The following is a 12,674-nucleotide window of genomic DNA, read 5'->3' on the forward strand; positions in this document are numbered from 1 at the left end:
CAGCGTCCCGGCGATCGGGGGCCCGGAGCAGTGCGCGCTGTCATCACTCGGTATGACAAATGTCAGACGGGCGTCGAGGCACACGAAAAGACCCCGGTCCATTGGACCGGGGTCTTCTTGTTGAGCGGACGACCAGGTTCGAACTGGCGACCTCAACCTTGGCAAGGTTGCGCTCTACCAACTGAGCTACGTCCGCAATGCATCCGATCGCCAGGCCTCTAGAAGACTCAGCCGCCGGTCGGCGCGAGCACCAGCCTACCCGATCCACCGGAGTGGTTGGGACGGCGATGCAGAGCGGGTGACAGGAATTGCACACTGCGCCTTCCCCCTGGAAGGGGGATGTTCTGCTACTGAACTACACCCGCGTGTACTCCGTGAGCTGGGCCTTTCGGCCTTGCCCCTCGGCGTGCTCCGAACTCTAGCTGACCAGGAGGGGTGCAGCGCAAGTCGGTTGTCCCGAGGGGCCGGTGACCGCCAGTCGGCTCACGTCCTGCCGCGGACTACTGCGCGGCGGAGAACGCCTCGTAGACCTTCTTGGGGATGCGTCCGCGCGCCGGCACGTCCATCTTGTTCGCCTGCGCCCAGGCCCGGACGGCTGCCGGGTCGGGGGCCACCTCGGTCTGGCGGTAGGCCTTGCCCGACCTCGACCGCTTGCGACCTGCGTCCACGTAGGGCGCGAGCGCCTTACGCAGTTTCTTGGCATTGGCTTGATTCAGGTCGATCTCGTACGACTTGCCATCGAGCCCGAAGGCGATCGTTTCCGCCGCTTCCGAGCCGTCGATGTCGTCAAAGAGAGTGACCACGACCTTCTGCGCCACGAATATCGGTCCCTTCGTCCGGCACTCCGTACAGCTCAGCTGTGGTGATGTGCCGAGTGTCGGCTATTTCTAATTCATTTGTACAGTGCCCGGCAATGCATTGTGAAGCCTGACTAAATCTGTCCGCGTGTCCGAGTGCAATAGGTATCCGGGGTTGGTCGGGGATCTTTCCCGTAACTTTTCATGAACTCCCCCCTCTGATGCCGGATCGTGATCGTGGTCACGTAGCTTCCTACCAATCTACTCGCGTAGAAGTTTTGTGCGGGTAGTCTGAAGCGACCTGCTCAGCACCACACCACCGGGAGTGCCAGTGGCACGCGTCGTAGTCGACGTCATGCTCAAGCCGGAGATCCTCGACCCCCAGGGCCAGGCGGTCCAGCGTGCGCTGCCACGCCTGGGTTTCGAAGGCATCTCCGACGTACGTCAGGGAAAGCGATTCGAACTGGAAGTTGACGGCCCGGTCGACGAGGCCGCGCTCGCCCGCATCCACGATCTTGCGGAATCCTTCCTCGCCAACACGGTGATCGAGGACTTCAGCGTCAAGGTGGAAGAAGTGGCGGAGGCGGCCAAGTGACCGCTCGTATTGGCGTCGTCACTTTCCCCGGCAGCCTCGACGACCGCGACACCCAGCGCGCGATCCGCCTCGCGGGCGCCGAACCGGTCGCCCTCTGGCACAAGGACAAGAACCTCCACCAGGTCGACGCGGTCGTCCTCCCGGGCGGTTTCTCCTACGGCGACTATCTGCGCGCGGGCGCCATCTCCCGTTTCTCGCCGGTGATGGAGACGGTCATCGAGCAGGCGAAGTCGGGACTCCCCGTCCTCGGCATCTGCAACGGTTTCCAGGTCCTCACCGAGGCGCACCTCCTCCCCGGCGCGATGCTCGGCAACAACCACCTCCACTTCATCTGCCGTGACCAGAAACTGCGGGTGGAGAACGCGGACACCGCCTGGACCAGCGACTACGCGCCCGGCCAGGAGATCCACATCCCGCTGAAGAACATGGACGGCCGCTACGTCGCCGACGAGCACACGCTCGACGAGCTGGAGGCGGAGGGCCGGGTCGTCTTCCGCTACCTGGACCTGAACCCGAACGGCTCACTGCGCGACATCGCCGGCATCACGAACGCCGCCGGGAACGTCGTGGGCCTCATGCCGCATCCCGAGCACGCGGTCGAGCCGCTCGTCGGGTCCGGCCGCACCGACGGCCTCCCCTTCTTCACCTCGATCCTCAAGAAGCTGGTCAACGCATGAGCCGGACGCCTCTGGACACGGTCGAGCACGCGGCCGAGACCCCCGACGTCGAGCTGCCCTGGGCCGAACTCGGCCTGAAGAAGGACGAGTACGAGCGCGTGGTCGAGATCCTCGGCCGCCGCCCGACCGGCGCCGAGCTGGCCATGTACTCCGTCATGTGGTCCGAGCACTGCTCGTACAAGTCCTCCAAGGTCCACCTCCGCCAGTTCGGCGAGAAGGCCCCGCAGTCCGACGCGCTGCTCGTGGGCATCGGCGAGAACGCGGGCGTGGTGGACGTGGGCCAGGGCTACGCGGTCACGTTCAAGGTCGAGTCGCACAACCACCCGTCGTACGTGGAGCCGTATCAGGGCGCGGCCACGGGTGTCGGCGGCATCGTCCGCGACATCATCGCGATGGGCGCCCGCCCGGTGGCGGTCGTCGACCCCCTGCGCTTCGGCGCGGCGGACCACCCCGACACCAAGCGCGTCCTGCCGGGCGTGGTCGCGGGCATCGGCGGCTACGGCAACTGCCTGGGCCTGCCCAACATCGGCGGCGAGGTCGTCTTCGACGCCTGCTACCAGGGCAACCCGCTGGTCAACGCGGGCGCCATCGGCGTCATGCGGCACGAGGACATCCACCTCGCGAAGGCCTCCGGCGCGGGCAACAAGGTCATCCTCTACGGCGCCCGCACGGGCGGCGACGGCATCGGCGGCGCGTCGATCCTGGCGAGCGAGACCTTCGACGACGCGAAGCCGTCGAAGCGCCCCGCGGTCCAGGTGGGCGACCCCTTCCAGGAGAAGCTCCTCATCGAGTGCACGCTTGAGGCCTTCGCCGAGAAGCTGGTCGTGGGCATCCAGGACCTGGGTGCGGCGGGCCTGTCCTGCGCCACGTCCGAGCTGGCGTCGAACGGCTCCGGCGGCATGACGGTCACCCTGGACGACGTCCCCCTCCGTGACTCCACGCTCTCGCCCGAGGAAATCCTCATGAGCGAGTCGCAGGAACGGATGTGCGCGGTCGTCGAACCCGCGAAGGTCGACCGCTTCCTGGAGATCTGCGACAAGTGGGACGTCATCGCCACGGTCATCGGTGAGGTGACCGACGGCGACCGCCTGGAGATCTTCTGGCACGGCGGCAAGATCGTGGACGTCGACCCGCGCACGGTCGCGCACGACGGCCCGGTCTACGAGCGCCCCTACGCCCGCCCGTCCTGGCAGGACGCGCTCCAGGCGGACGACGCCAACAAGCTTGCCCGGCCCGGGACTTCGGAGGAACTGAAGTCCCAGGTCCTGGCACTGGTGTCGTCCCCGAACCAGGCGTCCAAGAAGTGGATCACGTCCCAGTACGACCACTTCGTGCAGGGCAACACGGTGCTGGCGCAGCCCGAGGACTCGGGCATGATCCGCATCGACGAGGAGACCGGCCTCGGGGTGGCCATCGCGACGGACGGCAACGGCCGGTACGCGAAGCTGGACCCGTACGCGGGCGCGCAGTTGGCGCTCTCGGAGGCATACCGCAACGTGGCGACGACCGGCGCGAAGCCGCTCGCGGTCTCCGACTGCCTGAACTTCGGTTCGCCCGAGGACCCGGCGGTGATGTGGCAGTTCGCGGAGGCGATCCGTGGACTGGCCGACGCCTGCCAGCAGTTGGGCACGCCGGTGACGGGCGGCAACGTCTCCCTCTACAACCAGACGGGCGACGTGGCGATCCACCCGACCCCGGTGGTGGCGGTGCTGGGCGTCATCGACGATGTCGCGCGTCGCACGCCGGTGGCGTTCCAGGAGGAGGGCCAGCTGATCTACCTCCTCGGCGACACGCGTGAGGAGTTCGGCGGCTCGGCCTGGTCCCAGGTCGTCCACGACCACCTCGGCGGCCTGCCCCCGAAGGTCGACCTGGAGCGCGAGCGCCTGCTGGCCGAGATCCTGATCTCCGCGTCCCGCGACGGCATGATCGACTCGGCGCACGACCTGTCCGACGGCGGTCTGATCCAAGCGGTAGTGGAATCGGCCCTGTTGGGCGAGAAGGGCGCACGCCTGATCGTCCCGGACGGCCTCGACGCGTTCACGTTCCTCTTCTCGGAGTCGGCGGGCCGCGCGGTCGTCGCGGTCCCGCGCTCCGAGGAACTCCGCTTCAACGACATGTGCGGCGCCCGGGGCCTCCCGGTCACCCGCATCGGTGTCGTGGACGGCGACGCCGTGGATGTCCAGGGCGAGTTCGCGCTCTCCCTGGAGGAACTCCGCGAGGCCCACGAGGCGACGATCCCGGCCCTGCTGGCGTAAGCGCTTTATCGGCCCTACGGCTGTGAAGGCCCCTCCTGTTTCGACGGGCGGGGCCTTCGGCGTGGGGTGGTCTCCCAAAATGTGTCACTGACACGAGTAAGTGACACATTTTCGAAGACCACCCCCACCCCCCGGCGCCCACCTCGCCCACGCAATAGGCTCCCCGCCATGCCCACCGCCAAGAAACGCACCCGCACCTACGACCCGGCCAGGACCCGCGCCGCGGTCCTCGCCCAGTTCGGGAACGTACGGGAGGCGGTGGCGACCCTCACCCCCGAGCAACTCGCCCTGCCCACCCGGCTCGGCGACTGGACCGTACGGGAACTCGTCGCGCACATCGGTGGGGCCCTCTCCGCGATCGGGCGGTTTCTCGATCGCCCGGAGCCGGGCAAGCAGGACGCCGCGGTTCTCGACTGGCCGTTCGCCACCGCTGTGAACGCCGATGCCATCGGGGCCTCGGCCCATGTCCTCACCGAGCGGAACCCCGACCTCGTCGGGTATCTCGGCGCCATCGAACGGGACTTCACCGAGCGGCTCGCCGCCCACCCCGGCACCCGGCTGATGGACACGACCGCCGGCGCGATGCCCCTCGCCGACTACCTCGTCACCCGCGCCGCCGAACTCTGCGTCCACACCGACGACCTGAACGCCGCCGTCCCCGGCCTGGACATCCCCTACGACCGCCAGGCCCTCGCCGCGGCCACCCGCCTCCTCGCCGACGCCCTCGCGGTGAAGGCGCCCGGCGGTTCGACCGAGGTGCGCATTCCGCCGTACGCCGTGGTGCAGTGCGTCGAAGGGCCCCGGCACACCCGTGGCACCCCGCCGAACGTGGTGGAGACGGACCCGCTGACCTGGCTCCGGCTCGCGACCGGGCGGACGTCGTGGCAGAACGCCGTGGGAGAGGCGAAGGTCAGGGCCAGTGGGGAGCGGGCGGACCTCGGGGGGCTGTTGCCGATCATGTCCTGAGGCGGGTCGGGGGCCGGTTACCGAGCGGCAGGATGTGCGACGGCTCACCTCGTAGGGCGGGCGGCGGGGTCGCCGTAGCGCCGCGTTCCGCGTTTCCGCTGGTGAGGGCGGTGTCGGCGGGGAGTGATCCATTGCGGGCGCGTATCCCCAATTCGGACCAGTGGTCGATCTCGCCTACACTCGGTGCCGTGCCACGTGGTGACGGTCGACTCAGTCATGATCTGCTCCCCGGCGAGAAAGGACCCCAGGACGCTTGCGGCGTCTTCGGAGTCTGGGCTCCCGGTGAAGAGGTCGCCAAGCTCACTTACTTCGGGCTCTACGCCCTCCAGCATCGAGGCCAGGAATCCGCGGGAATCGCGGTCAGCAACGGCTCGCAGATCCTCGTGTTCAAGGACATGGGCCTGGTCTCCCAGGTCTTCGACGAGACCTCGCTCGGTTCGCTCCAGGGCCATATCGCGGTCGGTCACGCCCGCTACTCGACCACCGGGGCCTCCACCTGGGAGAACGCCCAGCCGACGTTCCGCGCCACCGCGCACGGCTCGATCGCGCTCGGCCACAACGGCAACCTGGTCAACACCGCGCAGCTCGCGGAGATGGTCGCCGACCTCCCCAAGAAGGAGGGCGGTCGCACCCCGCGGGTGGCCGCGACCAACGACACCGACCTCCTCACGGCCCTGCTCGCCGCCCAGGAGGACCTCGACGGCAAGCCGCTGACCATCGAGGAGGCCGCCCACGCGGTCCTCCCGCAGGTGCAGGGCGCCTTCTCCCTCGTCTTCATGGACGAGCACACCCTCTACGCCGCCCGCGACCCCCAGGGCATCCGCCCGCTGGTCCTCGGCCGCCTTGAGCGCGGCTGGGTCGTCGCCTCCGAGTCCGCCGCCCTCGACATCTGCGGCGCCGCGTACGTCCGCGAGATCGAGCCGGGCGAGTTCGTCGCCATCGACGAGAACGGCCTGCGCACCTCCCGATTCGCGGAAGCGAAGCCCAAGGGCTGTGTCTTCGAGTACGTCTATCTCGCCCGCCCCGACACCGACATCGCCGGGCGGAACGTCTACCTCTCCCGTGTCGAGATGGGCCGCAAGCTCGCCAAGGAAGCCCCGGTCGAGGCCGATCTGGTCATAGCGACTCCGGAGTCCGGCACCCCGGCCGCCATCGGCTACGCGGAGGCCTCGGGCATCCCGTTCGGCGCGGGTCTGGTGAAGAACGCCTACGTCGGCCGTACGTTCATCCAGCCCTCGCAGACCATCCGGCAGCTCGGCATCCGCCTGAAGCTGAATCCGCTGAAGGAAGTCATCAAGGGCAAGCGCCTGGTCGTCGTCGACGACTCGATCGTGCGCGGCAACACCCAGCGCGCGCTGGTGCGCATGCTCCGTGAGGCCGGCGCCGCCGAGGTCCACATCCGGATCTCCTCGCCGCCCGTGAAGTGGCCCTGCTTCTTCGGCATCGACTTCGCCACCCGCGCGGAACTCATCGCCAACGGCATGACCATCGACGAGATCGGCACCTCGCTGGGCGCCGACTCCCTGTCGTACATCTCCCTCGACGGCATGATCGAGGCGACCACCATCGCCAAGCCGAACCTGTGCCGCGCCTGCTTCGACGGCGAGTACCCGATGGACCTCCCGGACCCCGAGCTGCTCGGCAAGCAGCTCCTGGAGACCGAGCTGGCTGCGGGTCCCGCCGCCACGGCCGCGGCCGACGCGATCCGTCGCCCGTAAGCCCCGCCGTATCAATCAACGCGAAAGATCCCAGGCAATGTCTGAGACCTCCTCCTCTCCCGGTGCCTCCTACGCCGCCGCCGGCGTCGACATCGACGCGGGCGACCGCGCCGTAGAACTCATGAAGGAGTGGGTGAAGAAGACCCAGCGCCCCGAGGTCCTCGGCGGCCTCGGCGGCTTCGCCGGGCTCTTCGACGCCTCCGCCCTCAAGCGGTTCGAGCGCCCCCTGCTCGCCTCCGCCACGGACGGCGTCGGCACGAAGGTCGACATCGCCCGCCGGCTGGGCGTCTACGACACGATCGGCCACGACCTGGTCGCGATGGTCATGGACGACATCGTGGTGTGCGGCGCGGAGCCGCTCTTCATGACCGACTACATCTGTGTCGGAAAGGTGCACCCCGAGCGTGTCGCGGCCATCGTGAAGGGCATCGCCGAGGGCTGTGTGCTGGCCGGCTGCGCCCTGGTCGGCGGCGAGACCGCCGAACACCCCGGTCTGCTCGGTCCGGACGACTTCGACGTCGCGGGCGCCGGTACGGGCGTCGTGGAGGCCGACCGGCTGCTCGGCGCGGATCGCATCCGTACGGGTGACGCGGTCATCGCCATGGCGTCCTCCGGACTTCACTCGAACGGGTACTCGCTCGTCCGGCATGTGCTCCTGAACCAGGCGGGTCTCGACCTGGAGGCGCGGATCGACGAGCTGGGCCGCACCCTCGGCGAGGAACTCCTGGTGCCCACCAAGATCTACTCGCTCGACTGCCTGGCGCTCACCCGGACGACCGATGTGCACGCCTTCTCGCACGTCACCGGCGGCGGACTCGCCGCCAACCTCGCCCGGGTGATCCCGGACGGCCTGCACGCCATCGTGGACCGCTCCACCTGGACCCCGGCGCCGGTCTTCGACCTCGTCGGGAAGACGGGCCAGGTCGAGCGCCTGGAGCTGGAGAAGACCCTGAACATGGGCGTCGGCATGATCGCGATCGTGCCGGAGGAATCGGCGGACGTGGCCCTGGAGACCCTGGCCGACCGCGGGGTCGAGGCATGGGTCGCGGGCGAGATCACCGAGCGGGGAGACTACGCGACGGGTGCGGAGATGGTCGGCGACTACTCGGCCTGACGATCGGCAGACTCGCAGACTGGCAGCACAAAACCCGGTCCGGTGCTTGATGCCCCGGACCGGGCGAGGTGCAGTCAGCTGACGGGAAGATCTAACCGCTGAGCGCGCTGCAAGCGGTACGCGTTACGCGCCACGACGTTGCGACTGGGGACCGGACTCGTCGTCCTCGTCCTCATCGTCGTCGTTATAGAGATCCGCGTACTGAGCGTACGGGTCGTCTTCTTCCTCGTCGTCGTCCTCGAACGGCTCGCCATTCGGCGGCTGGTTCGAAGTCGAAGCGCCCAGCTCATTGGCCAGACGCGAGAGGTCAGTCCCGCCGCTGCTGTACTTCAGCTGGCGGGCGACCTTCGTCTGCTTGGCCTTTGCCCGGCCGCGCCCCATGGCTCGACCCCCTCGGATACGGGGCTCGGTGGCCCCAGAGTCTTGACACGCGTTCATGATCTGGAACGGACTCTCCGTGGAGAGACCGGTCCGTAGGGCTTCCACGGTACCTGAGCCCGCGCCCATACGGTACGTCGCCCGCAGCACGTGCCGGGCTCCAGGACCCGCGAGGTGCCCTGTACTCGCTGGTCAACCGCGATTTTAACCACTTCTTGGCAGGCGACCCGCCGACGAACGTGAGAGTTCTCTCTAAGTCTTCGCCGGCGGGTACCGGAGACGCATGCCGAGCGGCCAAGCGGAACCTCAGCGTCCGCGCACCGCGGCGGCCTCGTGCATCCGCTGCTCGGCGATCCGGTCGGCCGCGGCGGCCGGCGGAATACCGTCTTCCTTCGCACGTGCGAATATTGCCAGCGTGGTGTCGAAGATCTTCGCGGCCTTCGCCTTGCACCGCTCGAAGTCGAACCCGTGCAGTTCGTCGGCGACCTGGATCACCCCGCCGGCGTTCACCACGTAGTCCGGGGCGTAGAGGATCCCGCGGTCGGCGAGGTCCTTCTCGACGCCCGGGTGCTCCAGCTGGTTGTTGGCGGCGCCGCACACCACCTTGGCGGTCAGCACCGGCACGGTCCCGTCGTCCAGGGCGCCGCCGAGCGCGCAGGGGGCGTAGACGTCGAGCCCCTCGACCCGGATCAGGGCCTCCGTGTCCGCGACGGCCCGCACGCCGGTCGGGTGCCTGTCGAGGATCCGCCGTACGGACTCCTCGCGCACGTCGGTGATCACGACCTCGGCGCCCTCGTCCAGCAGGTGCGCCACCAGGTGGTGCCCGACCTTGCCGACGCCCGCGATGCCGACCGTACGGCCGCGCAGGGACGGGTCGCCCCACAGGTGCCGGGCGCTGGCCCGCATGCCCTGGAAGACGCCGAAGGCGGTCAGCACGGAGGAGTCGCCCGCGCCGCCGTTCTCGGGCGAACGCCCGGTCGTCCAGCGGCACTCGCGCGCCACGACGTCCATGTCGGCGACATACGTGCCGACATCGCACGCGGTCACGTACCGCCCGCCCAGCGAGGCCACGAACCGGCCGTAGGCGAGCAGCAGTTCCTCGGTCTTGTCGCGCTCCGGGTCACCGATGATCACGGCCTTGCCGCCGCCGTGGTCCAGGCCGGCCATGGCGTTCTTGTACGACATCCCGCGGGCGAGGTTGAGCGCGTCGGCGACGGCGTCGGCCTCGTTCGCGTAGGGGTAGAAGCGGGTACCGCCGAGCGCGGGGCCCAGCGCGGTGCTGTGGATGGCGATGACGGCCTTGAGGCCGCTGGCCCGGTCCTGACAGAGCACGACTTGCTCATGACCGCCCTGGTCCGAGTGGAACAGGGTGTGCAGGACGCCGTTGTCTACGTCGGTCACGGTGGTGACTCCTGGGTGAGTGGCGGCGGTTGGAGACAGGCTCCCGTAGGGGTGGCGGGTGCCGTGGCACGAGCGTAGGGCCTGCGTCGGACCGCCATCGGTGCAGTGTTCAGGATCACCTACCGGAGGGGGGTGTCCGTGCGACGATTTGCATGGTTTTCCCGCGCGTTCGTGAGCGGGTCCCGGAGGTTTTCCCGACGGTCGGCGGGGGAGGGAGCAGGCGTGCCCAAGAAGGTGTCCTCGGTGATCGTCCCGTACGCGACCTATCTGCGCGTCTACGAGCCGCTGGCCGCCTTCCCCGAGCCCGAGCGCGGCCACTGGGCGCGCTACGCCCGCCGCCCCGACCGTCCGTCCTACCAGGACGAACTGCGCCGCGCGCTGGCCGACTTGCTGCCCACCCCGCCGGTCCCGGTGCCGGTGCACGAGAGCGCCGACGCCTTCGTGGTGGAGGTCGACGGCGTGATCTGCGTCTGCCCCTGGCGCACCCGGCTGCGCGGCTGGCAGGCCCTGGGAGACCTCGCGGAGGAGTTGCCCCCCTCGGTCCTGGACGCCGTACTGCCGCCGCTCGTACGGCACCAGGCCACCCAGGACTACGAGCGCTGGCTGGCCCGCAACCCCGACGCCCGGCCGTGGATCCGCACGGCGACCTGGCAGGTGCCGCTGAGCTGGTTCGTGCTCGTCGGTGACGAGGAGCGGCGCTACGACAAGGCCTCCGGGGACGATCCGCCGATGCTGCGCTACCGCACGCCGATGGTGCAGGCGCGGCGGCGCGTGGCGCGGGCGCTGCGGGCCCTGAAGGACGCGATGGACGACGGGCCGCTGATCGAGGGTCTGGTGGACGTGGGGCGCTGGCTGGAGGAGTTCCATCCGCGGTCCCTGGTCGAGCTGGACTACGGCGGGCTCGTGCACGTCCTGCCGGCCGGCGAGCTGGAGGACGACCACTCGGCGGCGGACGTGGCCGCGGGCATCGAGGCGCTGCGGACCGGGGACGGGGCGGCGGCGGGCGAGGCGTACGGGCGGCTCGTGGCGCGCTGGCGGTCGGTCAGGGACCGGCGCTCGGCGAACTGACACGGCCGACACTCCTCGAACGCTTCCTTCGAACGCGGCTGACATTTTCGAACAACTGCGCATAGGATTCTTACGGTTCGTCAACACGGGACGTAGGTCCCGATCCGGGCTATTGGTGTCAAGGGTGACGGAACGCACGTGCAGATCCCTTGCGCCACTTGCCCACCCTCGTGCCAAAATAGGACAAGGAGTCCGGGGAGGGCTCCGTCCGTCCCGTTGTGGGCGGAATCTCAGCATTGCGCGCTTTGGGGGGTCTGGATGACTCCTGATCACCCTGTGACTGATCGTCACAGAGGTGTGACTGTCCGCTATGGCATGGTCCATCGGCTTCCGTCGCTGATGGACACCTGGGAGCCTAATTCCATGGGTTTGGCCTACAGGGTTGGACAGATGGTGTAGTTGTAGTGCCGAGGACAAGCCGTTCGTCCTATAACCGACTCGACCCGCGTCCGCCATTTCGGGCAACGCGGGTCAAGGTGCAGAATTTAGAGGAAAGAACCGAGAAGGTTCGGTTCTCCCGAGGAGGCCGCTCATGACCGCTCGCACCCCTGATGCCGAGCCGCTGCTGACCCCGGCTGAGGTCGCCACGATGTTCCGTGTGGACCCCAAGACGGTCACGCGGTGGGCGAAGGCCGGCAAGCTCACTTCGATTCGCACGCTCGGCGGACACCGCCGTTACCGCGAGGCGGAGGTCCGTGCACTGCTTGCGGGCATCCCGCAGCAGCGCAGCGAAGCCTGACCAACTGAATAAGGGCACGACGGCAGGTCCCCCAACCGGCCGGAGGTGCCCGACATCACAGCTCCAAGCGACGCGGGTTCTGCCCCAACAGGGCCCACGCCCAACGCTCTTCGGACATGTGAACACAGGGTGCGTCGTAGATCGCGCTGGACTCCGCCGGGTCCAGCGCGATCTTTTTTGTGCCTGGTCGTGGGTCCGTGTGCGCCCGGCGCGGGGGCCTGTGAGGGAGCTTGTCGGAGTCTGGGGAGGGGTGTCGGATCTCCTGTGGACCATCCCTCGTAGGGGTGCAATTGCACATATTAAATTGACCAGTTGTAGGTGAGGCGTAAGTTCCGCCGTTTCAAAAACTTATGCGGTGACACCCGTCACATGCCAGATGTCTTGTTGCCTCTGACCTATGTGCGCTAGGGGATTTGGCCCGGTGGATCGTCCTGTGGCTCCGGTGGCGGGGGAGAGTCCAGGGCCAGCCGCAGCAGCCGGTGGCAGATCGGGCAGTGCCGGGTCACATGGCGGTAGGAGGTGGCGGCCGACAGATGCGCGCGGAGCAGGGCCCGCGTCTCGTGCCTGACCGAAGCCGCCATGCGCCACCTCCCGTGGCCCTGCGTGGAACGGGGCCTGGTTTCTGGGTACCTGGCGGATGTGGGGGCGTCAAGGGCGCGGGGTGCTCCGTCGGCCACGGGACGCGCGAGAAGGGCGCCGTCCCTGGGGGCTGCGCCCCCAGACCCCCATCGGCCCTGAAGGGGCCTCGTCCTCAAACGCCGGACGGGCTGGGTGGTGCGGGCTTGCGTCAGCAGGTTGCCGTACAGACACGAGAAAACCCGCCCTCGAAGAGAGCGGGCACGAAGAAGGCCCGCGTCCCCCGAAGGGTGCGGGCCTGTCTCGATCGCGTGCGGTCCTGACGGGATTTGAACCCGCGGCCTCCACCTTGACAGGGTGGCGAGCACTCCAAACTGCTCCACAGGACCT

12 protein-coding genes and 3 tRNA genes are annotated in these 12,674 nt (G+C 68.6%); 8 read left to right on the forward strand and 7 right to left on the reverse strand.

Annotated elements, in window-relative coordinates:
- Positions 1-123: 123 nt before the first annotated feature.
- From ACIQBL_RS37110 to ACIQBL_RS37120, 3 genes are all read right to left on the reverse strand, one after another.
- Positions 124-196: transfer RNA gene (locus ACIQBL_RS37110), tRNA-Gly, on the reverse strand.
- Between the two features lie 97 nt (positions 197-293).
- Positions 294-365: transfer RNA gene (locus ACIQBL_RS37115), tRNA-Gly, on the reverse strand.
- 135 nt (positions 366-500) lie between these two features.
- Positions 501-818, reverse strand: a complete 318-nt coding sequence (locus tag ACIQBL_RS37120) for an Lsr2 family protein (RefSeq protein ID WP_401950210.1) — start codon at positions 816-818, stop codon at positions 501-503.
- Positions 819-1,128: 310 nt separating this feature from the next.
- Here ACIQBL_RS37120 and purS point away from each other — a divergent pair, with 310 nt between their 5' ends.
- From purS to purM, 6 genes are all read left to right on the forward strand, one after another.
- Positions 1,129-1,392 carry a phosphoribosylformylglycinamidine synthase subunit PurS gene (purS, locus tag ACIQBL_RS37125; protein WP_030043829.1) on the forward strand — a complete coding sequence of 88 codons (264 nt, stop codon included), beginning with the start codon at positions 1,129-1,131 and terminating at the stop codon, positions 1,390-1,392.
- Positions 1,389-2,069 carry a phosphoribosylformylglycinamidine synthase subunit PurQ gene (gene purQ / locus ACIQBL_RS37130; RefSeq protein WP_401950213.1) on the forward strand — a complete coding sequence of 227 codons (681 nt, stop codon included), beginning with the start codon at positions 1,389-1,391 and terminating at the stop codon, positions 2,067-2,069. Before purS ends, purQ begins: the two co-directional genes overlap by 4 nt.
- Entirely contained in the window at positions 2,066-4,324 is a 2,259-nt protein-coding gene (gene purL, locus ACIQBL_RS37135; protein WP_401950215.1) for a phosphoribosylformylglycinamidine synthase subunit PurL, read from the forward strand. Before purQ ends, purL begins: the two co-directional genes overlap by 4 nt.
- A gap of 168 nt (positions 4,325-4,492) precedes the next feature.
- Complete coding sequence (locus ACIQBL_RS37140; RefSeq protein ID WP_401950218.1) at positions 4,493-5,290, forward strand: sterol carrier family protein; 798 nt, start codon at positions 4,493-4,495, stop codon at positions 5,288-5,290.
- Positions 5,291-5,478: 188 nt separating this feature from the next.
- Positions 5,479-7,008: an amidophosphoribosyltransferase gene (gene purF / locus ACIQBL_RS37145; RefSeq protein ID WP_401950221.1), complete on the forward strand. Its 1,530-nt coding sequence runs from the start codon at positions 5,479-5,481 to the stop codon at positions 7,006-7,008.
- Between the two features lie 37 nt (positions 7,009-7,045).
- A complete protein-coding gene (gene purM, locus ACIQBL_RS37150; RefSeq protein WP_401950224.1) occupies positions 7,046-8,122 on the forward strand; it encodes a phosphoribosylformylglycinamidine cyclo-ligase in 1,077 nt (358 codons plus the stop codon).
- Between the two features lie 123 nt (positions 8,123-8,245).
- Here purM and ACIQBL_RS37155 read toward each other — a convergent pair whose 3' ends face one another.
- Positions 8,246-8,503: a DUF3073 domain-containing protein gene (locus tag ACIQBL_RS37155; protein ID WP_401950226.1), complete on the reverse strand. Its 258-nt coding sequence runs from the start codon at positions 8,501-8,503 to the stop codon at positions 8,246-8,248.
- Between the two features lie 303 nt (positions 8,504-8,806).
- Positions 8,807-9,901, reverse strand: coding sequence for a Leu/Phe/Val dehydrogenase (locus tag ACIQBL_RS37160; RefSeq protein WP_401950228.1), 1,095 nt, complete (start codon positions 9,899-9,901; stop codon positions 8,807-8,809).
- A gap of 222 nt (positions 9,902-10,123) precedes the next feature.
- Between ACIQBL_RS37160 and ACIQBL_RS37165 the strand changes: the two genes are divergently transcribed.
- Together ACIQBL_RS37165 and bldC are read left to right on the forward strand one after the other, a co-directional pair.
- The gene (locus ACIQBL_RS37165; protein WP_401950230.1) at positions 10,124-10,969 is read left to right on the forward strand and encodes a hypothetical protein; all 846 of its coding nucleotides are present in this window, start codon (positions 10,124-10,126) and stop codon (positions 10,967-10,969) included.
- Positions 10,970-11,501: 532 nt separating this feature from the next.
- On the forward strand, positions 11,502-11,708 hold the full coding sequence (bldC, locus tag ACIQBL_RS37170; RefSeq protein WP_003949541.1) for a developmental transcriptional regulator BldC: 207 nt from the start codon (positions 11,502-11,504) through the stop codon (positions 11,706-11,708).
- Between the two features lie 404 nt (positions 11,709-12,112).
- On the opposite strand, the gene ACIQBL_RS37175 is transcribed toward bldC, so the two are convergent.
- Both ACIQBL_RS37175 and ACIQBL_RS37180 read right to left on the reverse strand, forming a co-directional pair.
- Positions 12,113-12,289, reverse strand: a complete 177-nt coding sequence (locus ACIQBL_RS37175) for a DUF6274 family protein (protein ID WP_401950233.1) — start codon at positions 12,287-12,289, stop codon at positions 12,113-12,115.
- A gap of 309 nt (positions 12,290-12,598) precedes the next feature.
- Positions 12,599-12,673 (reverse strand) — tRNA-Asp (locus ACIQBL_RS37180).
- Position 12,674 lies beyond the last annotated feature (1 nt).

Source organism: Streptomyces sp. NPDC088350 (assembly GCF_044753545.1).
Taxonomy (GTDB): domain Bacteria; phylum Actinomycetota; class Actinomycetes; order Streptomycetales; family Streptomycetaceae; genus Streptomyces.